Below are 25629 nucleotides of genomic sequence, written 5' to 3' on the forward strand. Positions count from 1 at the left end.
CGGAGGGGGGAGTGACCCGCCCGCTCAGCAATATCCCCCCACCGGCCTTCGGCCGCCTCCCCCACAGGGGGAGGATCTGATTTGTCAGGCCTTGGCCAGCAGGTCGCGGATCTCGGTCAACAGCGTCTCTTCGGGCGTCGGCCCGGCTGGCGCGGGTTCGTCGGCCCGGCGGATCTTGTTGACCACCTTGACCAGCAGGAACACCACCACGGCCACGATCAGGAACTGGATCAGGGTATTGATGAAGGCGCCATACTGGATGGCCACCTTCTCGACCGTGGTGGTCGCCAGGTCTTCGGGCTTGAGCACCCATTCCAGCTTGGAGAAGTCGAGTCCGCCCATCAGCAGGCCGATCGGCGGCATGATCACCTGGTCGACCAGGCTCTTGACGATGCCGTTGAACGCCGCGCCGATGATGACGCCGACCGCCAGGTCGATGACGTTGCCGCGAGCGATGAACTCGCGGAATTCCTTGACGATGCTCATGCGGGCTTCTCCGACGCTAAGGTCGGGAAGCTGAAGGCGTTCGCCCACAACCGTCAAGGGTGAGCGATCAGGAGCGCTGGCCAGGGGTCGCGCTACTCGTCGGCGTTCAGCCGGCCGCGCAGTTCCTTGCCGCTCTTGAAGAACGGCACGTGCTTGGCGCGCACGTCGACGGTCTCGCCGGTGCGCGGATTGCGACCCGCGCGGGCCGGGCGCGAACGCACGGACAGGGCGCCGAAACCGCGGAGCTCCACGCGACCACCTTCCTCGAGCGCACCGATCATGCGTTCGAGAATGACGCCGACAACGCGCTCGACGTCTTTCTGGGTCAGGTGCGGATTCTCGTTCGCGAGCCTGGCGATGAGTTCGGACTTGATCATCGATATCCCCGGCGCCCCAAAGCAGCCCTTGGGAGGGAGGGCCTGGCGCGGGTGCGACCTTTGCCCAAGCACGCCTGAGTCTTCAAGGGAAAGCTTGCGTTAACGGTGCGCTTAAGTCGGGATCGCGACCGATATCGACCTGCGTTCGGCAAAGAAAACGGCGGCCGGATCGCTCCGGCCGCCGCTGACTTGGTTTCGGTCCGTCTCCCGGAGGAGCGGAAGCCTATTCCTTCGGGGTAGCCCGCTCGCGCAGGGCGGCGCCGAGGATGTCGCCCAGCGAAGCGCCGGAGTCCGACGAGCCGAACTGCTCGATGGCTTCCTTCTCTTCGGCCATTTCCAGCGACTTGATCGACATCGAGACGCGGCGAGCCGCCTTGTCGATGTTGGTGATCTGAGCGTCGACGCGGTCACCCACGGCGAAGCGCTCGGGGCGCTGTTCCTGACGGTCGCGCGACAGGTCCGACTTGCGGATGAACGCGGTCATCAGGGCGTCGTCCTCACCGAAGCGCACTTCGATGCCGCCGGTGGTGACTTCCGTCACCGTGACGGTCACGGTCTGGTTCTTGCGGTAGGTGTCGCCCGACATCGGATCGCCGCCCAGCTGCTTGATGCCCAGCGAGATGCGTTCCTTCTCGACGTCGACGTCCAGGACCTTGGCCTTGACGATATCGCCCTTCTTGTAGCGCGACATGGCTTCTTCGCCCGAGGCGCTCCAGTCGATGTCCGACAGGTGCACCATGCCGTCGATGTCGTTGTCGAGGCCGATGAACAGACCAAATTCAGTCGCGTTCTTGACTTCGCCTTCGACGGTCGAGCCGACCGGGTGGGTTTCCAGGAAGGAATCCCACGGGTTGGCCAGGGCCTGCTTCAGGCCCAGCGACACGCGGCGCTTGGACGGATCGACGTCCAGCACGACCACGTCGACTTCCTGCGAGGTCGAGACGATCTTGCCGGGGTGGACGTTCTTCTTGGTCCAGGACATTTCCGAGACGTGCACCAGACCCTCGACGCCGGCTTCCAGTTCAACGAACGCGCCGTAGTCGGTGATGTTGGTGATGCGGCCCGTGAACTTGGCGCCGACCGGGTACTTCGCTTCCACGCCGTCCCACGGATCGGACTGCAGCTGCTTCATGCCGAGGCTGATGCGCTGGGTGTCCGGGTTGATCTTGACGATCTGCACCTTCACGGTGTCGCCCACGGCGAGCACTTGGCTCGGGTGGTTGACGCGCTTCCAGCTCATGTCGGTGACGTGCAGCAGGCCGTCGATGCCGCCCAGGTCCACGAACGCACCGTAGTCGGTGATGTTCTTGACCACGCCTTCGCGGATTTCACCCTCTTGCAGCTGCGACACCAGTTCGGTGCGCTGCTCGGCGCGGGCTTCTTCCAGGATGGCGCGACGCGAGACGACGATATTGCCGCGCGGACGGTCCATCTTGAGGATGGCGAAGGGCTGTTCCTTGCCCATCAGCGGGCCGACGTCGCGCACCGGGCGGATGTCGACCTGCGAGCCGGGCAGGAACGCCGAGGCGCCGCCCAGGTCGACGGTGAAGCCACCCTTCACGCGGCCGACGATGGCGCCCATGACGGGTTCGTTCTTGGCGTAGACGCCTTCCAGACGGGTCCAGGCTTCTTCGCGCTTGGCCTTTTCGCGGCTGATGACCGCTTCGCCGAGGGCGTTTTCCAGACGTTCCAGGAAGACTTCGACCGAGTCGCCGACCTTGATGGTCGCCTTGCCGGTTTCGTCGACGCCGAATTCCTTTTGCAGGACGCGGCCTTCGGTCTTCAGACCGACGTCGATGATCGCGAAGTCCTTCTCGAGCCCGACAACGATGCCCTTGACGACGGTGCCTTCCGCGAAGTCGCGGCCGCCCATGGAATCGTTCAGCAGCGCTTCGAAATCGTCGCGCGTCGGGTTGAAGCTCATATCGTCAGCCATGCTGATCTTTAGTCTCGTGTTGAGGGAAGCCCTGCGATGAGCGCCGCCGGATGACGGTTCTCGGGATTCCGGGTGATGTGAGGTGGTCTTGCGGTCCGGCGCTTCCAAAGCGGCGGCGAGGCGGGCGGTGGATTAGCCCGGGAGGTTTCCCGACCGGGCGCGCGCCGTCTCGACAATGCGGCGGGCCGCATCGAAGGCCTGCTCTATAGTCATTTCCGACGTATCAAGCAAGACGGCGTCGGGGGCCTGGGTCATCGGCGAATCCACGCGGCCGCCGTCGCGCTCGTCGCGGCGCAGGATGTCGGCCAGGATCTCTTCGTAGGTCACCGCCTCGCCCTGGCCGCTCAACTGTTTCCAGCGACGGTCGGCGCGTACTTCGGCGGAGGCGGCGATGTAGAGCTTGGCTGGCGCGTCGGGGGCGATGACCGTGCCGATGTCGCGGCCGTCGATCACCGCGCCGGGTTCCTGGGCGGCGAACCGTTGCTGGAATTCACGCAGCGCCAGGCGGACCGGCGTGTGGACGGCGACCCGGCTGGCCAGCTCACCGGCCGCGCGGGTGCGCAGGCTGGGGCGCTCCAGCTCGGCGGGCTCTAGGGCCTGGGCGGCCGCCGTCGCCGCGACCACGTCGTCCAGGTCGCCGCCGCTCTCGGCCAGCCGGACGCCGACCCCGCGATAGAGCAGGCCCGAGTCGAGCACCGGATAGCCGTAGTACGCGCCCAGGCGGTGGGCGATCGTGCCCTTGCCCGAGGCGGCCGGACCGTCGACCGCGATCATGAAACCCATGGCTAAGCCTCGACCAGGTCGCCGCCCAGGCCGCGCATCATGTCGGCGAAGCCGGGGAAGCTGGTGGCGATCATGCCGGGCTCGTCGATCTCGACCGGCTGTTGGGCGGCCATGCCGAGGATCAGATGGCTCATGGCGATGCGGTGGTCGCCGTGGGTGTGGACCAGGCCGCCGCCGCGCACCGGATGGTTTCCGCGCGCCGTGCCGATCACCGTCATGCCCTCGGGCTCTTCCTCGACAGTGACGCCGCAGGCCTTGAGGCCGGCCGCGGTCAGGGCGATGCGGTCGCTTTCCTTGACCCGCATCTCGCCGATGCCGCGCATCACGGTCGAGCCCTCGGCGAAGGCCGCGGCCACCGCCAGGATCGGATATTCGTCGATCATCGCCGGAGCCCGCTCGGGCGGCACCACCACGCCCTTCATCCCGGGGGAATGGCGAGCGGTGATGTCGCCGATCTGTTCGCCGCTGCTCTCGCGGACGTTCGAGATCGTCAGGTCGGCGCCCATCTCCTGCAGCGTCGTGAACAGGCCGGTGCGCAGGACGTTCAGCATCACGCCCTCGACCGTCACTTCCGAGCCCGGGACGATCAGTCCGGCCACCAGCGGGAAGGCCGCCGACGACGGGTCGCCCGGCACCGCCACGTGGGTCCCGGTCAGCTTCTGGCCGGCCGGCAGGCGGATATGCCGCACCACCTTTCCCCCATGCGCCTTGTCCTCGACGATCACCTCGGCCCCGAAGGCCCGCAGCATGCGTTCGGTATGGTCGCGGGTGGCCTCGGGTTCGATCACCTCGACCCCGCCCTCGGCGTGCAGGCCGGCCAGCAGCACGGCCGACTTCACCTGGGCCGAGGCCATCGGCAACTTGTAGGACAGCCCGCGCAGGTTGCCGCCCTTCAGGGTCAGCGGCAGGCGGCCCTTGTCGCGACCCAGCCAGGTGGCGCCCATCCGGGCCAGCGGGTCCAGCACCCGACCCATCGGCCGGCCGCGCAAGGATCCGTCGCCGGTGAAGGTGACGCAGAGCGGAAAGCCCGCCGCCGCGCCCATGATCAGCCGCACGCCGGTGCCGGCGTTGCCGCAATCGACCACATCGGAGGGCTCAACGAAGCCACCCTGGCCCTCGATCCGCCAGCGGCCGGGGCCTTCCTGTTCGACCCGCGCGCCGAACGACCGCATGGCTTGCGCCGTGGCCAGGACGTCGGCGCCTTCCAGCAAACCCTCGACCGTGGTGGTCCCCGAAGCCAGGGCGCCGAGGATCATCGACCGGTGCGAAATCGACTTGTCGCCGGGGGCGCGGACCGTTCCGCGGAGGGGCCCACCGGGCGTGCTCTTCAATCCAGCCGCCGTCATGCCGTCACCGGCCTCCGTGTGATAAGCTTTCCGCGAGGGGATTGCCTTTTGACAGCGGCCCTTCGTCATGGCAAGTGACCGGCCGCTTTTCCCATCTGGATCAAAGGGTCGCCAACTTGGCCAATCCCGAATTGGGCGCAAAACAAATTTGCCCCAACTGCCAATCGAAATTCTATGACCTGGGCCGCCGCCCGGCTCTGTGTCCCAAGTGCGGCGAGTCGTTCGATCCTGAAGAGGCGCTGAAGTCGCGCCGCGTTCGTGCTCGCGCCGTCACGCCGGACTACGACGCCGAGGACGAAAAGCCCGTCGCCGCGCCGAAGGAGCCGGACGGCTACGAGGACGAGGTCGATGAGACCCCGGAAATCGACCAGGCGGTGGAAGCCGACGTGGTCGACGCCGAGGACGACGCCGATCCGGCCGCCACGCCCGCCGCCGGCGCCGACGACCTGGGCGTCGATTTCGCCGAGGATGAAGACCTGGCCGAGGACGAAGCCGACGACGTTCCGTTCCTCGAGGACGAAGACGAGGAAGACGTCCTCGACGACGAAATCGAGGGCCTGCCGGGCGCCGACGACGACGATCGCTAGGCCGCTGGCCTGGGGATATTTTTCGAGAACAACGATCTCGAAAAATATCCGAAAAAAGTTCGCCGGGAGGGTTGATCCAAAAATCCTCCCGGCATAGGTTCCGCGCCTCTTCGGGGGCCACCCACTCGGAACCGTCGGAGACACTGAGGAATTCTTGGGAAACCCTAGTGGGAAACCTTGAACCTTGGGGCTTTAGCTCAGCTGGTAGAGCGCTTGCATGGCATGCAAGAGGTCAGCGGTTCGACTCCGCTAAGCTCCACCAAGACGGCCGCTTCCCTAAAGGGAGCGGCCGTTTCCATTTCAGCCTCCCCTCTGGGGGAGGCCGCGCCCGGGTCCTCCCCCTCACACGCCCCACAGCTTTCGCGCTTCCTCCGCCACCACGTCCGGATATTCCTCCGGCCAGAACAGCTTGGCCTTGGGCAGCCGCCGCACGCCGCGCGAATTGGGCATGACGGCGTCCAGATAGTCCGGACTGTCCTTGGAGAAGATGTCGTCGGCCATGCCCCAGACGATGCGGGTCGGGACCTTGCACTGGCGCAGGGCCGCTTCGATCCCGGCCAGGGGGTTGGGGTCCAGGCCCAGGGTGTAGGCGTTGACCAGCGCCTTGCGGGCCGGGGTGGCGATCAGCGGACCGAAATACATCTCGATCGCCGCGTCGGTCGGCTGGGTCGGGTCGCTGAAGCACATGCCGCCGAAGCCCTGGGGTGAGCGGGCCAGCCTGTGGTCGTTGAACCACGGAACCAGCCACTGGTCGGGATAGGTCCCCTCGCGGGCCATGGCCACCACCGGGGCCAGCGCGGGCGGCGGGCTGTCGGGCTCGACGTCGCAATTGGTCAGCAGCAGGGTGCGGACCCGCCGCGGATGGCGCAGGACGAACAGCTGGGCCACCGCCCCGCCGCTGTCGTTGGCGACCAGGTCGACCGTGGCGATCCCCAGCTTGTCGAGGAAGGTGGCCAGCATCTCCACCTGGTCGGCCGGCGTCACGCCCTGGCCCTCGGCGACCCGCGTGAAACCCAGGCCCATGGAGTCCGGCGCGATGCAGCGGCGATAGGGCGACAGCCATTCCAGGGCTCCGCGCCACTGGAAGCTGTTGAGCGGGAAGCCGTGCAGGAACAGCGCCACCTGGCCCGCCCCGCGCTCGACATAGGCGATGTCGCCGAACGACGTCGCCACATACCGCCGGTTGGAGTGATAGGCGCGCGCCGCCGCGGCGTCCTGGCCGGTCTGGGGCATGGCGCCGCGCGCCGCCGCCTGGCCGCCCGCCGCCAGGGTCAGGAAACCGGCCGCGGCCGTGATGAACTGTCGTCTTTGCATGGTCCGATCCTCAGGGGATGGGGTGGAAAGCCCCGATGGACAGCATGGCTAAGGCTCGTCGATCACGGCGGCCATGACCTGACAGGTCATGGCGATCATGCGCGACGCGGCTAAGATCGACGCATGAACCAGATGACCTCCCCGCCGCTCCGCGCGGTTCCGGCCCATCCCTTGGGCGACCTTCTGCGCGAATGGCGCGGCGCGCGACGGATGAGCCAGATGGACCTGGCGCTGGAGGCCGGCGTCTCGACCCGTCACCTCAGCTGCGTGGAGACCGGCAAGGCCCGACCCAGCCGCGAGCTGGTCGCCCTGCTGGCTGGGGCGCTCGACATGCCGATGCGCGACCGCAACGCCCTGCTGGTGACGGCCGGCTACGCGCCGGGCTACCGCGAGACCGCCCTGTCGGCGCCGGAGATGTCGCTGGTGCGGCGGGCCATCGAGTTCATCCTCGGGCAACAGGCGCCCTATCCCGCCTTCGTGGTCAACCGCCACTGGGACGTGCTGATGGCCAATGACGGCCTGGCCCGGGTGTTCGGCTGGCTGCGCGACGGCCAGGAGGTCAACCCAAACATCATGCGGCAAGTGTTCGACCCGGCCGACATGCGGCCGTTCATCGACAACTGGGAGGAGGTGGCCGGCGACCTGATCCGCCACCTGCACCACGAGGTCGCCACCCACCCCTCCGACAAGGTCTCCCGCGCCCTGCTGGACGAGGTGCTGGCCTATCCGGACGTGCCGGCGCGCTGGGAGCACCGCGAACTGGGCGCCGCGCCGATGCCGCTGATGACCGTGGTGTTCCGCAAGGGCGACCAGCGCCTGAGTTTCTTCTCGACCCTGACCACCTTCGGGACCTCGCGCGACATCACCCTGGAGGAGATCCGCGTCGAGTGCATGTTCCCGGCCGACGAGGAGACGGCGGCGTTCTGCCGAGGACTGGCGGCGGGCTAGGTGGCGAGCGCTCTCCCGGATGGGAGAGGGAGGAGGCAACGCGCTGTCAGCCGTCCCTCAGCACCTCGTCCACCCAGGCCGGCACGACCTCCGTCGCCGGCCCGTACCGCCGCTCGTCAAAGGCCCGGGCGTTGTCCGACGGCGCCAGATTGATCTCGCACGTCCGGATCCCCAGCCGCCGGGCCCGCGACACGAAGCCCGCGGCCGGATAGACCGAACCCGAGGTTCCGATGGCCACGAACAGGTCGGCCTCTTCCAGCGCCTCCTCGATCTCGTCCATTCGCAGGGGCGTCTCGCCGAACCACACCACGTGCGGCCGAGCCGTTCCGACGGCTCCGCAGGCCGCGCATGGGGTTTCGCCGCTCAACGCCTCCCGGTCCGGCCAGGTCGCGCCGCAGCCGTGGCAGCGGGTCACCGTCAGCTCGCCGTGCATGTGGACGACGTCCGCGCCGCCGCCCTGCTCGTGCAGGTCGTCGACGTTCTGGGTGCAGAGGAACAGGCGGCCGCCCCGCGCCGCCAGATCCCGCCGCAGCCGCGCCAGGGCCACATGGGCGGGGTTGGGCCCTGCCTTGGCCAGGTTGGCGCGGCGGGCGTTGTAGAAGGCCCGCACCTTGGCCGGGTCGCGGGCGAAACCCTCGGGCGTCGCCACCTCCGACAGGTCGTACTGGGTCCAGATCCCACTGGCGTCGCGGAACGTGCCCAGGCCGCTCTCGCTCGAGATTCCCGCCCCGGTCAGCACGAAGATGTTCAGACCCATCGAGACCTCTTCCGGCGAGGGGCGACGTCACGAACTTGACGCACCCGTCATTTTTAATTTGACCACCCGGGAATTTTGAGTGGACAGTGTTCACTTGAGCCCAAGGACCGCGCAGTCGGCCAGGCTCGCCCCCATTAGGCAGGAGCCCATCGTGACGGACAAGAACATCACCAAGGACGCCATGTACGACGCGGTGGCGCCCGACGACTTCGAGGCGATGCTCGAGCTCGACCGCTACAACAACCGCTCGACCGCCTTCGACAAGATCATCTCGGCGACCCACGACCACTTCTGGGATCCGCTGGACAAGGCCTATATCGACTACGATGAGCCGTTCGACATGGAGAACCAGGCGCTGGTTCCCGAGGACCTGGTCATCGCCCTGTCGACCGACTACGTGTCCGACCACCTCAGCGATCCCAAGCAACGCATCCGCTTCATCAACCAGTCGGTGCTGCGCAGCTTCTCGTCGATTCTGCACGGCGAGCAGGGCGCGCTGAACCTGTCGGCCAGCCTGTGCCACGTGCTCAAGGACCAGGGCGCCCAGGAATACGCCGCCAACCAGACCCGGGAAGAGGCCCGCCACGTCACGGCCTTCGCCAAGTACATCAAGGCCCGCTGGGGCAAGCCCGTCGAGTGCGGCCCGGCCCTGAAGACCCTGCTGGTCGAGATCATCGGCGCGCCCGAGGTCTACAAGAAGATCATCGGCATGCAGATGCTGGTCGAGGGCCTGGCCATGGGCGCGTTCGCCACTTTCTACACCCAGATCAACGACCCGCTGGGCAAGAAGATGCTGCAGCTGGTGATGACCGACGAGGCCTTCCACCACAAGTTCGGGAAGATCTGGGCCGACCGCACGGTGCCCAAGCTGACCCCCGAGGAGCACGCGATCATCGAGGACTGGGCGGCGCACTGCTTCCAGACCCTGCTGTTCAACCTGGTCTCCCCGCACCAGCAGCTCGACCTCTACGCCGAATTCGGCCTCGACCCCGACAAGGTGGTCGAGGAGTACGGGAAGATCATGACCGACGACCTGCGTCGGGAGAACATGAAGGAGCAGACCAACATCTTCCGGGTGCTGGTCAAGACCCTGCTCAACGCCGGCATCATCACCGAGCGCACCAAGGCCTTCTACGCGATGTACGTCGACATCGAGGAGCTGCGCGGCGAGGGCGACCGCATGGTCGGCGACGACATCGCCGAGGAGGGCATCCGCCACCTGCAGGCCATCAACTTCCGCGACCGTGTCGCCCCGGTGACCATCGCCGCCGAATAGGACGTTCGTCCAAGACTTCGAGCGCCCCGCCGGGAACTTCGGCGGGGCGCTTTGCGTTTGTGGCGGCTTGTGAGGCAAGGTGGCCGTATGCGCATTTTCTCGACCGTGATCGCCCCCCTCGTGTTAGCGGGGAGCATGCTCGCCACCCAGGCCCTCGCGGCGGCCCAGCCGCCGTCGAAGCCGGTCTCGGCCGCCTTCTACACCGGCATGTGGTACGAGATCGCCCGCACGCCCAACTCCGGCCAGCGCGACTGCGAGGCGGCGACAACCCAGTTCACCGACAAGGGGGCCAACGGCTTTTCCGTCCTGCAGATCTGCCGCAAGGGCTCGGCCGGCGGCGCGGCGAAGACCTTCAACACCACCGGCCAGATCGTCGCCGGAACCCAGAACGCCAAGTTCAAGATGAGCTTCCTGGGCGGGCTGAAGAAACAGGAATACTGGGTGCTTGACCGGGCCGACGACCAGTCCTGGGCGATCATGGCCACGCCCGGCGGCAACTTCGTCTGGCTGCTGTCGCGCCAGGCGGTGATGAGCCCGGCCGCCAAGGCCGCGGCCCTGGCCCGGGTCAAGGCCCTGGGCTACGCCAAGCTGGAGTTCCCGCAGCAACCGCCGGCGTGAGGAGTGTCCGCCTTGTCGCGGGTGGATTCCCGGCCTTGATATTGTACCGAAATTGGTACATATAAAATGAGGTCAGGAGGCCCGTCATGGACGTGCTGAGCTATTCGGACACCCGCGCCAATCTGAAAGAAGTGATGGACCGCGTCGTCGATGACCGCGCGCCCGTCGTGATTACGCGCCAGAAGGCGGAGTCGGTGGTGATGGTTTCACTGTCCGATTGGCATGCGATGGAGGAGACGCTCCATCTTCTTTCGTCGCCGACCAACGCCGAGCGTCTGAGGGCGTCCATTGCGCAGCTCGATGCCGGGCAAGGTCGTGAGCGGACGCTTCACGAGCCGTGAAGCTGGTCTTTTCCGACCAGGCCTGGGCCGACTACCTGCATTGGCAATCCAGCGACGCCACCACGCTCGACCGTGTCAACGCCCTGATCAAGGAGTGCCAACGCACCCCCTTCAAGGGCACGGGCAAGCCCGAGCCGCTGAAGGGCGATCTCAAGGGCTGGTGGTCGCGGCGGATCACGCTGGAAGACCGGCTGGTCTATCGCGTGGCCGGCGCGGGCGACGATCAGCGGCTCGACCTGGCGCAGTGTCGCTACCATTACTGACCCCTTGATCCCCGAACAAAGCTGGAACAAGGTTCCGGCATGGACGTCGTCATCGACCTTCGGCCCTCGCGGCCCGAGACCACCGACCTGGTGACGCGCGGCGCCGCGCGGTTCCTGGTGTCGCTGGGCTACGCCCCCTTGGCCGAGGTGACCCTGCCCAACGGCCGGCGGGCCGACCTGATGGCGCTGGGACCGAAAGGCGACGTGCTGATCGTGGAGGTGAAGTCGGGGCTGGAGGATTTCCGCATCGACCGCAAGTGGCCGGAATACGCGCCCTACTGCGACGCCTTCTATTTCGCGGTCGCGCCGCGGTTTCCCGAAGGCGTCCTGCCCGACGAGCCCGGCCTGATCGTCGCCGACGGCTTCGGCGGGGCGGTGGTGCGTGAAGCCCCGGTCGCGCCGCTGGCCCCGGCCCGTCGCAAGGCGCTCACCCTGGCCTTCGCGCGGATGGGAGCCTTGCGGGCCGCCGGCGTCATCGCCGAGCGGCTGTCGCTTTAGAAGTCTTTGCTTTTACGCATTTTCTTCACGCGAACCGGAGGCCACTTCGCTTGAAAATGCTTTAACGGTCGAAATTGCGGGCCAGCAGGAAGCCGAACACCAGGCCCGCGACGAAGGTCCCGACCGCCAGGGCGATGGGGTGCTCTTCGGCCTGCTGATGGGCGACCTGGGCTTTCTCGGCCGTCCAGGTCTTGCCGATCTCGGCCTTTTCGCCAACGAACTCGGCGGCGACATGGGCCTTCTCGGTGACGGTCTCCACGGCCTTGTCGACGGCGGCCTTGGCGCGCTTGGCGCCGGCTTTAGCGGTCGACTTGGGGGCTGGGGTCTTGATCGTGAAGTCGGTCATGCGAAATCCCGTGGGGAAAATGGGCCAGTGAACGTAACACGCCGCGCGTCAAAACGTTTCGGTCCGGGCGCGGGCGGCCTAGTTGTCGCGCACCACCTTGAGCACCGCCTCACCGTAGCGGTCGAGCTTGCCCTGGCCCACGCCGCCGGCCTTGGCCAGGGCGGCCAGGGCGGCCGGGCGGGCGGCGGCGATCTCGGCCAGGGTGGCGTCGTGGAAGATCACATAGGGCGGCACATGCTGGCCGGCGGCTTCCTCGCGCCGCCAGGCGCGCAGGGCCTCGAACAGCGCCTGGTCCTCGAGCGGTACGGTCAGGGCCTGGCGCTTGCGGGCCGTCTTGCCAGCCCCAGAGCGGCCGGGACTGTCCGAGGTCTCGGGCTGCTGGCGCAGCGACACCAGCCGCTCGCCGCGATAGACCTGACGCACGCCCTCGCCGTCGCCCAGGCCGATCAGCGGCCGGCCGTCGTTGGGGTCTTCCCGCAGCAGGCCCTCGAACACCAGGGTGTCGAGCAGGTCGCGCCAGCCCTGCGGCCCGAACTCCTTGCCGATGCCGAAGGTCGACATCTGGGCCTCGGCCTGGGTGACATCCTTGGTCTTGCCCAGCAGGTGGTCGATCAACCGGCCGCGCCCGAACCGTCCGCCCATGCGGTGGGCGGCCGACAGCGCCTTCTGAGCGGCCTGGGTCGCGTCGACGCCCAACGGCGGCGAGACGCAGATGTCGCAGACCCCGCAGCGCTCGACCCCCTCTTCGCCGAAATAGCGGCGGACGGCGGCGGCGCGGCAGGTGACGCCTTCCAGCATGGCGTAGAACTGCCGCAGCTTGCGCAGTTGCACGGCCTTGACCTCGTCGGGCGCGTTCTGCCCGTCGATCCGCCGCACGGCCCAGGCCAGGTCGGCCGAGCTGTAGAGGGTGATGCCCTCGGCCGGCTGGCGGTCGCGGCCGGCCCGGCCGATCTCCTGCCAATAGGCCTCGATGGCGGCCGGCGGGTCGGCGTGGATCACGAAGCGGACGTCGGGCTTGTCGACGCCCATGCCGAAGGCGATGGTCGCCACCATCACCGCCTCCTCGGCCTCGAGGAACTCCTCAAGCCGCCGGGCCCGCAAATTCTTGTCGAGGCCGGCGTGGTAGGCGAGGGCGGGAATGCCCTGGGCGATCAGCTTCTCGGCCAGCTTCTCGGTGGAGTCGCGGCTGCCGGCATAGACCACCCCGGCCCGGTTCGGACGCTCGGTGACCAGTTCGATGACCCGGTCGTGGCCCTTGCCCTTCTTGCGCTCGGCGTTCAGGGCCAGCTCGTGGCGGGCGAAGCTGTCGACGAACTCGGCCGCGCCTTGCAGGCGCAGCTCGGCGCGGATGTCGTCGCGGGTGCGGGCGTCGGCGGTGGCGGTGACAGCCAGGCGCGGGGCGTGGGGGAACACTTCGGCCAGGCGGCCCAGCATCCGGTATTCGGGGCGGAAGTCGTGGCCCCACTGGCTGACGCAGTGGGCCTCGTCGACGGCGACCAGCGACAGGGGCAGGCGCGACAGCCGCTCCAGCATCGACGGCTGCATCAGGCCTTCGGGCGACAGATAGAGCAGGTCCAGCTTGCCGGCGTCGATCCGCCGCCAGATCTCGGCCCGCTCGTCGGGCAGGGTGTTGCTGTCCAGCCGCTCGGCGGCGACGCCGGCCTGCTGCAGCCCGGCTACCTGGTCGGCCATCAGGGCGATCAGCGGCGAGACCACCAGCCCCAGGCCCGGACGGACCAGGGCGGGGATCTGGTAGCACAGGCTCTTGCCGCCGCCGGTCGGCAGCACGGCCAGGGCGCTGCGTCCCTCCAGCAGTTCGGTGATCACCCCGGCCTGCAGGCCACGGAAGTCCGAATGGCCGAAGGTGCGGCGCAGCACCTCGCGCGCCGCCTCGATCGAGGGCGCCGCGACCGAGGGGGGCCGGGTGAGGGTTGAATCAGGCTGAGCGTGCACGGGCGTGTTTTGACAGCGCGCGGGCCCCAGGCCAAGCGCGGCGCCACTTAATGGCCTCGGAATTCCGCTCAAAGGCGCACATCGGCTTCAACGGCTCTGCAACGGTGGGTTCGACCCTGCGTCGGTCAACGATCCAGGATTGAAACGAACCATGAACATCTCCAGGACGCAAGGCAAGCGGGCGGGCGTTCACACCTCGTCAATCTTGTCGCGCGTTTTGTGAGCTTCGGCTAAACGGATTCTGGCGCGACCCCGGGACACCCGCGCCCTTCGGGAACAGGACGACATGGCGAACGGAACCTTCGGCGGGAACAGGCCGGCGAAGCCGCAACGCACGCCTCTGCAGGCGTTGCTCTACTGGACGATCGTGCTCGGCGTCTGGGGCCTGATCTTCATCGTCGCCTTCTTCGCGGTGTTCGCCAGCGACCTGCCCGACACCTCCAAGCTGTACGACGTCAAGCGCCAGCCCTCGATCAACTACCTGGACCGGTCGGGCGCCCTGCTGGCCGTGCGCGGCAGCCAGTACGCGCCGCCCGTCGACCTGGACGCCCTTCCGGAATATGTGCCGGCCGCCTTCGTGGCCATCGAGGACCGCCAGTTCTACCACCACATCGGCTTCAACCCCTGGGGCATCGCCCGCTCGGTGATCTGGAACGTCGGCCACACTGGCGGACCCCAGCGCGGCGGTTCGACCATCACCCAGCAGCTGGCCAAGAACCTGTTCCTCAGCCCGGCCCAGAACTATCGCCGCAAAGCCCAGGAGCTGATCCTGGCCGTCTGGCTGGAGCTGAAATTCAGCAAGAAGCAGATCCTGGCCCTCTACATGAACCGGGTCTATTTCGGGGCCGGGGCCTATGGTATCGAGGCCGCCTCGCAGCGCTATTTCAACAAGCCCGCCTCGCAGCTGACGGTCGGCGAAGCGGCCCTGCTGGCCGGCCTGATGAAGGCCCCGTCCCGCTATTCGCCGGTCTCGGCCAGCGACCGCGCCGCCCGCCGCGCCACCATCGTGCTCGACGAGATGGTGCGGATGAAGGCCATCACCGCCGAGCAGCGCGACGAGGCCTTCAAGGAGCCCGTGCGGGTCTCGGCCACCCTGGCCAACCAGCGGGCCCAGTATTTCACCGACTATGTCGACGCCCAGGTGCGCTCGCTGGTCGGCGAGCCGACCGAGGACCTGGTGGTCGAAACCACGCTCGACCTGCCGATCCAGGTGGCGGCCGAGCGTTCGGTGCAGGTCGGCGTCGAGGGTCACAAGGGCCAGGGCGTGCAGCAGGCGGCCCTGGTGGCCATCGACGGCGAAGGCCGCATCCGGGCCTATGTCGGCGGCGCCGACTATGGCGAGAGCCAGTTCGACCGCGCCACCAGCGCCCGCCGCCAGGCCGGCTCGGCCTTCAAGCCGTTCGTCTATCTGACGGCCATGGACCAGGGCCGCAATCCCAGCGTCGTCGTCAATGACGAGCCGGTGAAGATCGGCACGTGGGAGCCCAAGAACTACACCAACAAGTATCTGGGCCAGATGACCCTGCAGACCGCCCTGGCCCAGTCGATCAACACGGTCGCCGCGCGTCTGGCCAACGAGGTCGGCACCAGCAACGTCGCCGCCACCGCGCGCCGCCTGGGCATCACCAGCAAGATCCAGCTGGACCCGTCCATGGCCCTGGGCGCCGTCGAGGTCTCGCCCATGGAGATGGCCCAGGCTTACGCCCCGTTCGCCAACGGCGGCTTCCTGGCCAAGGGCTACGGCATCGAGCGCATCCGCACCACCAGCGGCAAGGTCCTTTACGACCACAGCGTCGACAACGCCCCGCGGCCGGCGGTGATCGGTACGCCCTCGCTGCAGTACATGAACCAGATGATGCGCCAGGTCGTGGCGGCCGGCACCGGGGCCCGCGCCAAGGTCGCCGGCTACGACATCGCCGGCAAGACCGGCACCACCAGCGATTACCGCGACGCCTGGTTCGTCGGTTACACCGGGGGCTTTGTCGCCGCGGTGTGGACGGGCAAGGACGACAACACCTCGATGAGGAAGGTCACCGGCGGCGGCGCCCCGGCCGAGATCTGGAAGACCTTCATGGCGGCGGCCCTGCCGCGCCTGAAGGCCACCCCGATCCCCGGCGGCGTGATCGAGCCCCCGGCTCCGGTGACCGACGATCCGATCGGCGACCTGCTGAACCCGCCGGCGACGCCGGAAGGCCCGGCGGCCGAAACGCCGGCTCCCGGAACGCCGGCCCCGGAGCAGTTGCCTTACTGAGGCCAGATCCTCCCCCCGTGGGAGGCGGCCGAAGGCCGGTGGGGGGAGGTTTGGGGACTTTGATCCGGGTCGTGGCCATCGGCCGATCCCGGCGCGGCGGCGGGCGTTCACGGCCGCGGACCTGGAGACCAGCATGAATGATCATCCCGCGTCCGACGCCCTGATCGATCTCACCGGATCAGCCCCCTTGAGCGATGCCCTGCTGGCGCTGAACAACGCCCATGCGATGGAACTGTCCTGGCTGGAGCCGGACCGGCTGCGGCATCTGGTGGCGGAGGCCTTCCTGGCCAAGCGGATCGGCGAGGCCGACGCCCTCCTCCTGGCCTTCGACCAGGACGCCGACTACGACAGCCCGAACTTCCTGTGGTTCCGCGCCCGTTATCCGCGCTTCGTCTATGTCGACCGCATCGTCGTCGCCGCCCACGCCCGCGGACGCGGCATCGCGCGGCGGCTGTATCTCGACCTGTTCGAGCAGGCCCTGCGCGCCGGGCACGACCGGGTGGTCTGCGAGGTCAACGCCATCCCGCCCAACCCCGCGTCGGACGCCTTCCACGCCGATCTCGGTTTCGTGGGCGTCGGCACGGGCGAGATTCACGGCGGCGGCAAGACGGTTACCTATCTGGCGCGCCTGCTCGTCCCATAGGACCGACGGAAGCGCTCAGCTCTCCAGGCTCGCCAGCACCTTCGGATCACGCTTGGCCAGGTCCACCAGCCGCTCGATCAGCGCCTCGCGGCTTTCCAGCGCCAGGCCGTCGCGCAGCCGGGCCAGCCGCCCCTGGACGTACTGGCGGCCCGTGGCGTCGAGCAGGTTGGCCGCGACCACGACCGCCGCCTGATGCTTGCAGGCCCCGAACTTCTCGAAGCCCGGGCAGGTGCAGGCGCCGTCGCCGGCCGGGGCCCGCAGCGAGACCACGTAGAGTTCGCCGCCCCTGACGTGGGCGGTGACGCTGTCGTCCTCGATGGCCACCAGGTCGACCGCCCCGGCCTCGGCCAGTTGGACGCCGCTGTCGAACCAGCGGCCGTCCATGCGTTCGCGCCAGGCGCCGATGTCGAAGAAGGGGGTGTCAATCAGGCTCATGCCTCGTCCTCGATGCGGTGGATGTCGTCGTCCGACAGTCCGAAATGGTGGCCGATCTCGTGGACCAGCACGTGGGCGATCAGCTCGCCGAGCGAAACGTCGCCGCGTTCGCACCATTCGTCGAGAATCGGCCGGCGATAGAGGAACACCATCGAGGGGTGCGGCGAGGGATCTAGGACCGAGCGCCGGCCCAGGTCGACGCCCTGGTAGAGGCCCGTCAGCTCGAACGGGTCCTCGATGCCCAGTTCGTCCAGCACCTCTTCGGACGCGAAGTCGTCGACGCGGAACACCACGTCGCCGGCCTGGCGGCGGAAATCGCCGGGCAGGGCGTCGAAGGCCCGCCGGGCGAGGGCGGCGAAATCATCCAGGGACGGGGCGAGCGAAGGGGCGAGCCAAGAGGCGTTTTTGTCGGTCCAGGTCATGGCCCGTACATAGGCCGATTGGGCCCGGACGCCAGCCCAGGAAGGCCCGCGACAGCACAGCTCATCGCGCTCTGGTCACGCGGGCCCTAATCTGGGACTCTGATTCGAAATTCCCCCTAGAGGCGAACGACAAGCCTGATGACCTCGCCCGATCTGATCCTGGCCGCCACGGCCGGCGCGGTCTGCCTCGCCCTGTGCGCCACCCTTTGGGCCATGGCCCAGCGGCGACGGTTCGAGAGCCAGCTTTCCCACCTGCGAGCCCGCCTGGAGGGGCTGGAGCACGGCGCCCTGACCGCCCAGGCTTCGGCCGAGGCCTTCGACGTCGTGGTCGTCGCCGTCGAACACGGCGCGGCGCGGCTGGTGTCCGGCGAGGAGGCCCTAGTCGCCTGCGCCGGCATCCTCGGCGCGCCCGCCGACGCCCAGAGCGTGGTCGACGCCCTGGGCGCGGCCGACCCCGACCACGCCCATAAGCTGACGGCCCTGTTCGAGCGCGGCGAGGCCTGCGCCTTCGAGGCGTGGGGACCCAAGGGCGGCGTCGTGGTCGAAGGCCGCGCGGGCGGGGCCCTGGCCTGGCTGCGGCTGGCCGCGGCGGCCGCCGACGAGACCGGCCTGCCCGACGCTCCGCGCTTCGCCGCCTTCATGGACGGCCTGGTCGAGCCGGCCTGGATCTCGGACGCCGACGGCGGGCCGGTGTGGGGCAACACGGCCTATCTGCGCGTCGTCGGCGCCGGCTCGGCCGACGAGGCCGCGCGCGAGGGCAAGACCGTGGACCGGGCCGCCGACGCCCTGGCCGTCGAGGCCGCCAAGGCCGGCGAACTGCGCGAGGCGGTCCGCTGGGTGCCGATCGACGGCCGCCGCCGCGCCCTGCGCTTCTCGGCCCAGCCGCTGGAAGGCGGCGGGGTCGGGGTGTTCAGCAGCGACGTCACCGAGGTCGAGGACATGCGCGACGCGCTGAGGAAGCACGTCGAGGCCCACGACGAGACGCTCAACCACATCGCCGACGCGGTGGCGATCTTCAGCCAGAGCCGCCGCCTGGCCTTCCACAACACCGCCTTCGCCGAGCTGTGGGGGCTGGAGCCGGCCTGGCTGGCCGATCGGCCGACCCATGGCGAGGTGCTGGACCGCCTGCGCCAGCGCCGCCGGCTGCCCGAGACGGTCGATTATGCGAAATGGAAGGCGGCCGAGCTGGCCCGCTACGAGGACGTCGGGCCCCAGGCCGACGAGATGTGGGACCTGCCCGACGGCCGCACCCTGCGCGTCGTGCGCCAGCCCCACCCGCTGGGCGGCATGCTGCTGCTCTATTCCGACATCACCGGCGAGCTGCGGCTGAAGGCCCAGTACAACGCCCTGATCCAGGTGCAGCAGGCCACGCTGGACAAGCTGAACGACGCCGTGGCGGTGTTCGGCTCGGACGGCCGGCTGCGGCTGCACAACGAGGCTTTCGAGACCTTCTGGAACGTCTCGCCCCAGGCCCTGGAAGCGGCGGTCGATTTCGAGGGCGTGGTCGAGCTGTGCGTGCCGCGCCTGCACGACCTGAGCTTCTGGCGCGAGCTGAAGGGCCGGGTCGCCGACCCCGACCCGCAGATGCGCGCCCCGACCTCGGGCGAGACCCGCACCTCCGACAACCGGATCATCGTCTATCAATCGCGGCCCTTGCCGGACGGGGCGACCCTGATCGCCTTCGCCGACGTCACCGACACCCGCGACCTGCAGACCGCCCTGGCCGACCGCTCCCAGGCCCTGACCGAGGCCGAGCGGCTGAAGCGCGACTTCGTCGGCAACGTCTCCTACGAGCTGCGCACCCCGCTGACCACGATCATCGGCTATTCGGAGCTGCTGGAGCGGGCCGACGGCCTGACGGAACGCAGCCGGGGCCACGTGGCCTCGGTGCGCTCGGCCGCCACCCAGCTGGCCCGCTCGATCGACGACGTGCTCGACATGGCCCAGATCGACGCCGGCGAGATGGCGCTGGAGATCGAGGACATCCGGGTGGCCGGGCTGATGAGCGACGCCCAGGAGCGCTCGCTGAAGCTGGCCCAGGTGGGCGGCGTGACCCTGGCGGTCGAATGCGACAAGGACGTCGGCCTGATCCGCGGCGACCACAAGCGCCTGTCGCAGATCCTCGACCACCTGATCGAGAACGCCCTACGCCAGACGCCGCCGGACGGCGTGGTCACCCTGTCGGCGCGGCGAGCCCTGGGCGAGGTGCGGCTGGACGTTTCCGACACCGGCCGCGGCGTGCCCTTCCACGTCCAGGCCCACATCTTCGACCGTTTCGTCGGCCGCGACCGCGGCGGCCCAGGCCTGGGCCTGGCCCTGGTCAAGGCGCTGGTCGAGCTGCACGGCGGCTGGGTGGCGCTGGAAAGCGAGCCCGGCGCGGGCTCGACGTTCACCTGCCATTTGCCGGAGACGCAGCAGCCCGGCGCGGCGCAGCCGGAATTCGGGTTTTAGGAATGCCTCCCCCTGTGGGGGAGGTGTCGGCGAAGCCGACGGTGGGGGGAGGAATACGACCTCGGCCGCGCGCAGGATCGACGACCCTAAAACTCCCCCCACCGATCGCTGCGCGATCGCCTCCCCCACAGGGGGAGGCTTTTGAAGCCTAGTGCTGGCTTTCCGGCAACCGCACCACCAGGCCGTCCAGCGCGTCGCTCACCTTGATCTGGCACGACAGCCGGCTGTTCGGCTCGACGTTCTCGGCGAAGTCCAGCATCGACTCTTCCATCGCCGACTTGTCGCCGGTCTTGGGCAGCCAGGCGTCGTCGACATAGACGTGGCAGGTGGCGCAGGCGCAGGCCCCGCCGCAGTCGGCGTCGATGCCCGGCACGTTGTTCTTCACGGCGCCTTCCATGACCGTCAGGCCCGGCTTGACGTCGATGACATGATCCGTGCCGTCGTGCTCGATGTAGGTGATCTTGGCCATGGGTCCCCTAAGGCGTTTTTGAACGGTCGTTTTACGCCGCTACTTCTTTCATGGAAATCGCCCCGTCCGCCAGCTTCTCGAGGCTGACGGGCGTGCGCTTGGCGATCAGTTGCTTGCCGGCCATGAATTCGGGCGGCGCGTTGACGGCCTCGACGGCCTGCACCAGGTCGCCCTTCAGGTGGAAGACGGCGAACCGGGCGGCGGCCACGTCGCCGCGCACCACCTGGCGGTCGGCGTCGAACGGCAGGCCGGCGATCTGCAGTTTCAGGTCGTACTGGTCGGACCAGAACCACGGGATCTCGTGCGGCGGCATCGGCCGGCCGGCGATGGCGGCGGCGGCCTGCTTGGCCTGCTCCAGGGCGTTGGGCACGCTCTCCAGACGGAACTGGCGGTCATAGAGCGGCAGCGGCCGGTGGGTGACGTCGCCGATGGCGAAGACGAACGGGTCGGCCGTGCGGGCCTCGATATCGACGACCACGCCGTTGGTGCAGTCCAGGCCGGCGTCGCGGGCCAACTCCTCGTTGGGGATCGCCCCGACCCCGACCAGGGCCGCGTCGCAGGCCACCATCTGGCCGTCGCTCAGCTTGACGCCGGTGACGTGGCCATCCGCCCCCTCGAACCCGGCGACCCCGGCGTTGAGCTCGAAGGTCACGCCGCGCGCGCCGTGATAGTCCTGGAAGAAGTTCGACAGGGTCTCGCAGGCCACCCGGGCCAGGACGCGAGGCTCGCGCTCGATGATCGTCACCTGGCCGCCCAGGGCGCGGGCCGAGGCCGCCGCCTCCAGGCCGACATAGCCGCCACCGACCACCGCCAGGCGCTTGCCGGGGCCCAGCGCGCCCTTCAGGGCCTCGGCGTCGGCCGCCGTGCGCAGTGACAACACGCCAGAGAGATCAGCGCCAGGGAGCGGCAGGGCACGGGCCCGGGCCCCGGTGGCCAGGATCAGGTAGTCGTAAGGCAACTCCTCTCCCGAGGAGAGGGTCACCGTCTTGGCCCCGCGATTGAGGCTGACGACCGTGCCGCCCAGGCGCAGGGAGACGCCGGCCTCTTCGTACCAGCTGTCGGGCTTGAGCTGCAGGCTCTCGGCGTCGGCCTCGCCCTTCAGCCAGGCCTTGCTCAGCGGCGGGCGTTGATAGGGCAGCAGGGGCTCGTCGCCGATCAGCACGATCGGACCCACATGGCCGTACTGGCGCAGAAAGGCGGCCGCCGAGCCGCCCGCGTGGCCGGCGCCGACGATGACGACGCGGCTGTTCAGATCACCGGTGCCTGCTTCACTCAAAACCCGCATCCTCCCATTCCGCCAAAAATGACGGCGGCGTCACCTTTTGGCAAGCCGCTCGTCATTGTGCAGAATTAGACGACGCGTTCGACCAGCATCTTCTTGATCTCGGCGATCGCCTTGGCCGGGTTCAGGCCCTTGGGGCAGACCTGAGCGCAGTTCATGATCGTGTGGCAGCGATAGAGCTTGAACGGGTCCTCGAGGTCGTCGAGGCGCTCGCCCGTGGCTTCGTCGCGGCTGTCGATCAGCCAGCGATAGGCGTGCAGCAGGGTGGCCGGGCCCAGATACTTGTCGCCGTTCCACCAGTAGCTGGGGCACGAGGTCGAGCAGCAGGCGCACAGGATGCACTCGTAGAGGCCGTCGAGCTTGGAGCGGTCTTCCGGCGACTGCCGCCACTCGGCCTGCGGCTCGGGCGTGACGGTGTGCAGCCACGGCTCGATCGAGGCGTACTGGGCGTAGAACAGCGTCAGGTCGGGGATCAGGTCCTTGACCACCGGCTGCGAGGGCAGCGGGCTGATCTGTACGGCCTTGCCGGGGGTGTCGGCGTGGCCGTGGGTGCAGGCCAGGGTATTGCGGCCGCCGATGTTCATGGCGCAGGAGCCGCAGACCCCTTCGCGGCACGAGCGGCGGAAGGCCAGGGTCGGGTCGATGCTGTTCTTGATATAGAGCAGCGCGTCCAGGACCATCGGGCCGCAGGCGTCGAGGTCGACCTCGTAGGTGTCCCAGCGCGGATTGCGGCCGTCTTCCGGATCGTAGCGATAGACCTTGAACGACCGGGTGTTCTTGGCCCCGGCCGGAGCCGGCCAGGTCTTGCCGCTCTGGACGGTGGAGTTCTTGGGGAGGGTGAGTTGAACCATCAGAAGACGTCCTTGGACGAAGCGTTTGGCGCGGCGGGGGCGAGCCCGAGGGCGTGGGCGTGGCGCGGGATCATGCGGCGGCGTCCAGGTTGCGGCGTCCCAGCAGGATCACGCCGTGGTGGCCGCCATGATCGGTCGACACCATGTTGATCTCCTCGACGCCGTGGGTGTTGAGGATCCGCAAAAGGCGTGACAGGTCGTAGTCGTACATCATGATCTGGCCGGGCTTGATCCGTCCCCGCGCCCGGGCGACGGCGCCGCGCAGTCGCGCCAGCCGGGACCTGGTCAGTTGCAGATGCGGTTCGCGCCAGACGGTCAGGTGCAGGCTGACATGGCCACCCGGCGCCAGGCGGTCGAGCAACTGCTCGAACAAGGCCGTGCCCCGCTCGGGCGGGATGTGCTGGAAGACGATGAACGAGTTGATCCAGTCGAACGGCCCCTCGGGCAGTACGTCGGTATACTGGGCCCCGCCTTTCAGGCGCGCCTTTTCCAGCATGCCCGGCGAGATGTCGTAGCCGACCACCTGATCGGCGTGGGCCATCATCGCCTCGCTCAGGCGGCCCGTGCCGCAGCCGAAGTCCAGGGCGCGGCCGCCCGGCGCGACGCCGGTCTGCTGACGCAGGCGCCCGACGATGTCGGCGACGTGGCCGACGCCGGAATCGTAGAAGGACACGACGTCCTCGGCCTTCAGGTTCGCGGACCTGAAGCGAGGGAGGCTGGCCACGCCCCAAAACGGTTCGGTGGCGCCCAGTTCACGCCAGTCCGCGTCCGTGTCGCGCTCCCACACCACCATCACGGGCCTCAGTAGACCCGCGCCTTGGGCGGGATGTAGTCGATGTCTTTCGACATGGTGTAGCTGTGCACCGGTCGGAAATCGATCTTCACCTTGCCCGTGCCCTGGTCGAGCCAGGCCAGGGTGTGCTTCATCCATTCCTTGTCGTCGCGGTTGGAGAAGTCCTCGCGGGCATGGGCGCCGCGGCTTTCGGTGCGGTTGACCGCCCCGGCCACCGTCACGACGGCCTGGCCGATCAGGTTGTCGAACTCCAGGGTCTCCATCAGGTCGGTGTTCCACACCAGGCCCCGGTCGCTGACCTTGATGTCCTTGGCCTTTTCCCAGACCACGCCCAGGCGCGCGACGCCGCTTTCCAGGCTCTCGCCGGTGCGGAACACCGCGGCGTCCTCCTGCATGGCCTTCTGCATCTCCAGACGCAGCGCCGCCGTCGGCTGGGCGCCATTGGCGTTGCGGTAGCGGTCGAAGCGGGCCAGGTGGCCGTCCGTCATGCTGTCCTGCAGCTCCGGCTGAGTAGCCAGGGGCTTGAGGATCTCGGCGCAGCGCAGCGCGGCGGCGCGGCCGAACACCACCAGGTCGATCAGGCTGTTGGAGCCCAGGCGGTTGGCGCCGTGCACCGAGACGCAGGCCGCCTCGCCCACGGCCATCAGGCCGGGGATCACCTGGTCGGGGTTGTCGCCCGACTTGGTGACGACCTCGCCGTGATAGTTCGTCGGGATGCCGCCCATGTTGTAGTGGACGGTCGGCAGCACCGGGATCGGGGCCTTGGTCACGTCGACGCCGGCGAACACCTTGGCGGTCTCGGAGATGCCGGGCAGGCGCTCGTGCAGGATCTTCGGGTCCAGGTGGTCCAGGTGCAGGAAGATGTGGTCCTTGTTGGGGCCCACGCCGCGGCCTTCGCGGATCTCGATGGTCATGGCCCGGCTGACCATGTCGCGCGGGGCCAGGTCCTTCACGGACGGGGCGTAGCGCTCCATGAAGCGCTCGCCTTCCGAGTTGGTCAGGTAGCCGCCCTCGCCGCGGGCGCCCTCGGTGATCAGGCAGCCGGCGCCGTAGATGCCGGTCGGGTGGAACTGGACGAATTCCATGTCCTGCAGCGGCAGGCCGGCCCGCAGGGCCATGGCGTTGCCGTCGCCGGTGCAGGTGTGGGCCGAGGTGGCCGAGAAGTAGGCGCGGCCGTAGCCGCCGGTCGCCAGAATGACCATCTGGGCCTGGAACCGGTGCAGGGTGCCGTCGTCCAGCTTCCAGGCGGTGACGCCCCGGCAGACGCCGTCTTCCATGATCAGGTCGAGCGCGAAATACTCGATGAAGAACTCGGTGTCGTGGGCCAGGGACTGGCCGTACATCGTGTGCAGCATGGCGTGACCGGTGCGGTCGGCCGCCGCGCAGGTGCGCTGGATCGGGCCTTCGCCATAGTTCTTGGTCATGCCGCCGAAGGCGCGCTGGTAGATCTTGCCTTCCTCGGTGCGCGAGAACGGCACGCCCCAGTGCTCCAGCTCATAGACGGCGGCCGGGGCGTTGCGGGTCAGATATTCGATGGCGTCCTGGTCGCCCAGCCAGTCCGAGCCCTTGACGGTGTCGTACATGTGCCAGCGCCAGTCATCCTGGCCCATATTGCCCAGCGAGGCCGAGATCCCGCCCTGGGCGGCGACCGTGTGGCTGCGGGTCGGGAACACCTTGGTGACGCAGGCGGTCTTCAGGCCGGCCTGGGCGCAGCCGAGCGCGGCCCGCAGGCCCGAACCGCCGGCGCCGACGACGACGACGTCGAACTTGTGGTCGATGAACTTGTAGGCCGACATCAAAAGGCTCCGGTGAAGGCGACCTTGAGGATCGCAACGACCCCCACGGCGCCGCCGAGGACGCAAAGGAACAGGTTGCCGATCACCAGGACCGACTTGATCACGAAGCCCTGGATGTAGTCCTCGATGACCAGCTGGATGGCGCCCTTCAGGTGGATCAGGGCGACGACCAGCAGCAGGCACAGCAGGACGGTGTTGAGCGGGATCGACACCCACTCGATCGCCCCGTCATAGCCGATCCCGGCCAGGCGCAGGCCGGCGAACACGCCCCACAGGGCCAGGGGGATCAGGGCCAGGCCCGAGACGCGCTCGGTGATGAAGTGGCCGACGCCGTGGTGCGAGGCGCCCAGGCCGCGGGCCCGGGACATGGCGGTGCGGAAACGACCGGCGGAAGACGAGTTGGCCAT

General features: G+C 68.5%; 27 protein-coding genes and 1 tRNA gene. 11 read left to right on the forward strand and 17 right to left on the reverse strand.

Features of this window, described 5'->3' with window-relative positions; all coding sequences use genetic code 11:
- Positions 1-84: 84 nt before the first annotated feature.
- From mscL to aroA, 5 genes are all read right to left on the reverse strand, one after another.
- Positions 85-486 carry a large-conductance mechanosensitive channel protein MscL gene (gene mscL / locus ASD79_RS00400; RefSeq protein WP_056719014.1) on the reverse strand — a complete coding sequence of 134 codons (402 nt, stop codon included), beginning with the start codon at positions 484-486 and terminating at the stop codon, positions 85-87.
- A 92-nt stretch (positions 487-578) separates the two neighbouring features.
- Complete coding sequence (locus ASD79_RS00405; protein WP_007676040.1) at positions 579-863, reverse strand: integration host factor subunit beta; 285 nt, start codon at positions 861-863, stop codon at positions 579-581.
- Between the two features lie 223 nt (positions 864-1086).
- Positions 1087-2799: a 30S ribosomal protein S1 gene (gene rpsA / locus ASD79_RS00410; RefSeq protein ID WP_007676038.1), complete on the reverse strand. Its 1713-nt coding sequence runs from the start codon at positions 2797-2799 to the stop codon at positions 1087-1089.
- A gap of 132 nt (positions 2800-2931) precedes the next feature.
- A complete protein-coding gene (gene cmk, locus ASD79_RS00415; RefSeq protein WP_056719016.1) occupies positions 2932-3582 on the reverse strand; it encodes a (d)CMP kinase in 651 nt (216 codons plus the stop codon).
- A 2-nt stretch (positions 3583-3584) separates the two neighbouring features.
- Positions 3585-4928, reverse strand: a complete 1344-nt coding sequence (gene aroA, locus ASD79_RS00420; protein WP_056719017.1) for a 3-phosphoshikimate 1-carboxyvinyltransferase — start codon at positions 4926-4928, stop codon at positions 3585-3587.
- A gap of 116 nt (positions 4929-5044) precedes the next feature.
- On the opposite strand from aroA, the gene ASD79_RS00425 reads away from it, so the two are divergent.
- On the forward strand, positions 5045-5515 hold the full coding sequence (locus ASD79_RS00425; RefSeq protein ID WP_056719837.1) for a TIGR02300 family protein: 471 nt from the start codon (positions 5045-5047) through the stop codon (positions 5513-5515).
- 186 nt (positions 5516-5701) lie between these two features.
- Positions 5702-5777 (forward strand) — tRNA-Ala (locus ASD79_RS00430).
- A gap of 80 nt (positions 5778-5857) precedes the next feature.
- Here ASD79_RS00430 and ASD79_RS00435 read toward each other — a convergent pair.
- Positions 5858-6829: an alpha/beta fold hydrolase gene (locus tag ASD79_RS00435; RefSeq protein WP_056719019.1), complete on the reverse strand. Its 972-nt coding sequence runs from the start codon at positions 6827-6829 to the stop codon at positions 5858-5860.
- Positions 6830-6952: 123 nt separating this feature from the next.
- Between ASD79_RS00435 and ASD79_RS00440 the strand changes: the two genes are divergently transcribed.
- Complete coding sequence (locus tag ASD79_RS00440; protein WP_056719021.1) at positions 6953-7777, forward strand: helix-turn-helix domain-containing protein; 825 nt, start codon at positions 6953-6955, stop codon at positions 7775-7777.
- Positions 7778-7823: 46 nt separating this feature from the next.
- On the opposite strand, the gene ASD79_RS00445 is transcribed toward ASD79_RS00440, so the two are convergent.
- A complete protein-coding gene (locus ASD79_RS00445) occupies positions 7824-8534 on the reverse strand; it encodes an NAD-dependent deacylase (RefSeq protein WP_056719025.1) in 711 nt (236 codons plus the stop codon).
- Positions 8535-8685: 151 nt separating this feature from the next.
- Between ASD79_RS00445 and ASD79_RS00450 the strand changes: the two genes are divergently transcribed.
- The 5 genes from ASD79_RS00450 to mmcB all read left to right on the forward strand — a co-directional run bounded on the left by ASD79_RS00450 (position 8686) and on the right by mmcB (position 11530).
- Positions 8686-9810, forward strand: a complete 1125-nt coding sequence (locus ASD79_RS00450; protein ID WP_056719026.1) for a ferritin-like domain-containing protein — start codon at positions 8686-8688, stop codon at positions 9808-9810.
- Positions 9811-9945: 135 nt separating this feature from the next.
- Complete coding sequence (locus ASD79_RS00455; protein ID WP_235524291.1) at positions 9946-10428, forward strand: lipocalin family protein; 483 nt, start codon at positions 9946-9948, stop codon at positions 10426-10428.
- Positions 10429-10514: 86 nt separating this feature from the next.
- Complete coding sequence (locus ASD79_RS00460; RefSeq protein WP_056719028.1) at positions 10515-10769, forward strand: type II toxin-antitoxin system Phd/YefM family antitoxin; 255 nt, start codon at positions 10515-10517, stop codon at positions 10767-10769.
- A complete protein-coding gene (locus tag ASD79_RS00465) occupies positions 10766-11032 on the forward strand; it encodes a Txe/YoeB family addiction module toxin (protein ID WP_056719029.1) in 267 nt (88 codons plus the stop codon). Before ASD79_RS00460 ends, ASD79_RS00465 begins: the two co-directional genes overlap by 4 nt.
- Before the next feature lie 39 nt (positions 11033-11071).
- Positions 11072-11530, forward strand: coding sequence for a DNA repair putative endonuclease MmcB (mmcB, locus tag ASD79_RS00470; RefSeq protein WP_056719030.1), 459 nt, complete (start codon positions 11072-11074; stop codon positions 11528-11530).
- Positions 11531-11591: 61 nt separating this feature from the next.
- On the opposite strand, the gene ASD79_RS00475 is transcribed toward mmcB, so the two are convergent.
- Both ASD79_RS00475 and recQ read right to left on the reverse strand, forming a co-directional pair.
- Positions 11592-11876 carry a hypothetical protein gene (locus ASD79_RS00475; protein WP_056719031.1) on the reverse strand — a complete coding sequence of 95 codons (285 nt, stop codon included), beginning with the start codon at positions 11874-11876 and terminating at the stop codon, positions 11592-11594.
- A gap of 78 nt (positions 11877-11954) precedes the next feature.
- Complete coding sequence (recQ, locus tag ASD79_RS00480; RefSeq protein ID WP_200952259.1) at positions 11955-13829, reverse strand: DNA helicase RecQ; 1875 nt, start codon at positions 13827-13829, stop codon at positions 11955-11957.
- A 286-nt stretch (positions 13830-14115) separates the two neighbouring features.
- Here recQ and ASD79_RS00485 point away from each other — a divergent pair, with 286 nt between their 5' ends.
- Positions 14116-16080, forward strand: coding sequence for a transglycosylase domain-containing protein (locus tag ASD79_RS00485; RefSeq protein ID WP_056719032.1), 1965 nt, complete (start codon positions 14116-14118; stop codon positions 16078-16080).
- A gap of 133 nt (positions 16081-16213) precedes the next feature.
- Positions 16214-16723, forward strand: a complete 510-nt coding sequence (locus tag ASD79_RS00490) for a GNAT family N-acetyltransferase (protein WP_056719034.1) — start codon at positions 16214-16216, stop codon at positions 16721-16723.
- 15 nt (positions 16724-16738) lie between these two features.
- Here the strand turns inward: ASD79_RS00490 and ASD79_RS00495 are convergent, their stop codons facing one another.
- Entirely contained in the window at positions 16739-17158 is a 420-nt protein-coding gene (locus ASD79_RS00495; RefSeq protein WP_056719035.1) for an SWIM zinc finger domain-containing protein, read from the reverse strand.
- Positions 17155-17580: a metallopeptidase family protein gene (locus ASD79_RS00500; protein ID WP_056719037.1), complete on the reverse strand. Its 426-nt coding sequence runs from the start codon at positions 17578-17580 to the stop codon at positions 17155-17157. Before ASD79_RS00500 ends, ASD79_RS00495 begins: the two co-directional genes overlap by 4 nt.
- A gap of 138 nt (positions 17581-17718) precedes the next feature.
- Between ASD79_RS00500 and ASD79_RS00505 the strand changes: the two genes are divergently transcribed.
- Positions 17719-20031, forward strand: a complete 2313-nt coding sequence (locus tag ASD79_RS00505; RefSeq protein ID WP_056719039.1) for a PAS domain-containing sensor histidine kinase — start codon at positions 17719-17721, stop codon at positions 20029-20031.
- A 148-nt stretch (positions 20032-20179) separates the two neighbouring features.
- On the opposite strand, the gene ASD79_RS00510 is transcribed toward ASD79_RS00505, so the two are convergent.
- From ASD79_RS00510 to sdhD, 6 genes are all read right to left on the reverse strand, one after another.
- Positions 20180-20500 carry a 2Fe-2S iron-sulfur cluster-binding protein gene (locus ASD79_RS00510; protein ID WP_007674689.1) on the reverse strand — a complete coding sequence of 107 codons (321 nt, stop codon included), beginning with the start codon at positions 20498-20500 and terminating at the stop codon, positions 20180-20182.
- 31 nt (positions 20501-20531) lie between these two features.
- Positions 20532-21785 (reverse strand): NAD(P)/FAD-dependent oxidoreductase, encoded by a 1254-nt coding sequence (locus ASD79_RS00515; RefSeq protein WP_056719041.1) that lies wholly within the window; start codon positions 21783-21785, stop codon positions 20532-20534.
- A gap of 65 nt (positions 21786-21850) precedes the next feature.
- Positions 21851-22633, reverse strand: coding sequence for a succinate dehydrogenase iron-sulfur subunit (locus tag ASD79_RS00520; protein ID WP_056719043.1), 783 nt, complete (start codon positions 22631-22633; stop codon positions 21851-21853).
- A 70-nt stretch (positions 22634-22703) separates the two neighbouring features.
- Entirely contained in the window at positions 22704-23306 is a 603-nt protein-coding gene (locus ASD79_RS00525) for a bifunctional 2-polyprenyl-6-hydroxyphenol methylase/3-demethylubiquinol 3-O-methyltransferase UbiG (RefSeq protein WP_162252318.1), read from the reverse strand.
- Positions 23307-23434: 128 nt separating this feature from the next.
- Entirely contained in the window at positions 23435-25222 is a 1788-nt protein-coding gene (gene sdhA, locus ASD79_RS00530) for a succinate dehydrogenase flavoprotein subunit (protein WP_056719046.1), read from the reverse strand.
- On the reverse strand, positions 25222-25629 hold the full coding sequence (sdhD, locus tag ASD79_RS00535; protein WP_056719048.1) for a succinate dehydrogenase, hydrophobic membrane anchor protein: 408 nt from the start codon (positions 25627-25629) through the stop codon (positions 25222-25224). Before sdhD ends, sdhA begins: the two co-directional genes overlap by 1 nt.

The sequence above is a fragment of the Caulobacter sp. Root655 genome, from assembly GCF_001427665.1.
Taxonomy (GTDB): domain Bacteria; phylum Pseudomonadota; class Alphaproteobacteria; order Caulobacterales; family Caulobacteraceae; genus Caulobacter.

Coding starts and splice junctions, on each gene's coding strand:
- ASD79_RS00505 (WP_056719039.1), top strand. CDS start 17,719: ATGACCTCGCCCGATCTGATCCTGGCCGCCACGGCCGGCGCGGTCTGC.
- ASD79_RS00435 (WP_056719019.1), bottom strand. CDS start 6,829: ATGCAAAGACGACAGTTCATCACGGCCGCGGCCGGTTTCCTGACCCTG.
- ASD79_RS00485 (WP_056719032.1), top strand. CDS start 14,116: ATGGCGAACGGAACCTTCGGCGGGAACAGGCCGGCGAAGCCGCAACGC.
- ASD79_RS00510 (WP_007674689.1), bottom strand. CDS start 20,500: ATGGCCAAGATCACCTACATCGAGCACGACGGCACGGATCATGTCATC.
- ASD79_RS00440 (WP_056719021.1), top strand. CDS start 6,953: ATGAACCAGATGACCTCCCCGCCGCTCCGCGCGGTTCCGGCCCATCCC.
- ASD79_RS00520 (WP_056719043.1), bottom strand. CDS start 22,633: ATGGTTCAACTCACCCTCCCCAAGAACTCCACCGTCCAGAGCGGCAAG.
- sdhD (WP_056719048.1), bottom strand. CDS start 25,629: ATGGCCAACTCGTCTTCCGCCGGTCGTTTCCGCACCGCCATGTCCCGG.
- cmk (WP_056719016.1), bottom strand. CDS start 3,582: ATGGGTTTCATGATCGCGGTCGACGGTCCGGCCGCCTCGGGCAAGGGC.
- ASD79_RS00445 (WP_056719025.1), bottom strand. CDS start 8,534: ATGGGTCTGAACATCTTCGTGCTGACCGGGGCGGGAATCTCGAGCGAG.
- ASD79_RS00495 (WP_056719035.1), bottom strand. CDS start 17,158: ATGAGCCTGATTGACACCCCCTTCTTCGACATCGGCGCCTGGCGCGAA.
- rpsA (WP_007676038.1), bottom strand. CDS start 2,799: ATGGCTGACGATATGAGCTTCAACCCGACGCGCGACGATTTCGAAGCG.
- ASD79_RS00475 (WP_056719031.1), bottom strand. CDS start 11,876: ATGACCGACTTCACGATCAAGACCCCAGCCCCCAAGTCGACCGCTAAA.
- sdhA (WP_056719046.1), bottom strand. CDS start 25,222: ATGTCGGCCTACAAGTTCATCGACCACAAGTTCGACGTCGTCGTCGTC.
- ASD79_RS00500 (WP_056719037.1), bottom strand. CDS start 17,580: ATGACCTGGACCGACAAAAACGCCTCTTGGCTCGCCCCTTCGCTCGCC.
- ASD79_RS00405 (WP_007676040.1), bottom strand. CDS start 863: ATGATCAAGTCCGAACTCATCGCCAGGCTCGCGAACGAGAATCCGCAC.
- ASD79_RS00460 (WP_056719028.1), top strand. CDS start 10,515: ATGGACGTGCTGAGCTATTCGGACACCCGCGCCAATCTGAAAGAAGTG.
- ASD79_RS00515 (WP_056719041.1), bottom strand. CDS start 21,785: ATGCGGGTTTTGAGTGAAGCAGGCACCGGTGATCTGAACAGCCGCGTC.
- ASD79_RS00455 (WP_235524291.1), top strand. CDS start 9,946: ATGCTCGCCACCCAGGCCCTCGCGGCGGCCCAGCCGCCGTCGAAGCCG.
- ASD79_RS00490 (WP_056719034.1), top strand. CDS start 16,214: ATGAATGATCATCCCGCGTCCGACGCCCTGATCGATCTCACCGGATCA.
- mscL (WP_056719014.1), bottom strand. CDS start 486: ATGAGCATCGTCAAGGAATTCCGCGAGTTCATCGCTCGCGGCAACGTC.
- mmcB (WP_056719030.1), top strand. CDS start 11,072: ATGGACGTCGTCATCGACCTTCGGCCCTCGCGGCCCGAGACCACCGAC.
- aroA (WP_056719017.1), bottom strand. CDS start 4,928: ATGACGGCGGCTGGATTGAAGAGCACGCCCGGTGGGCCCCTCCGCGGA.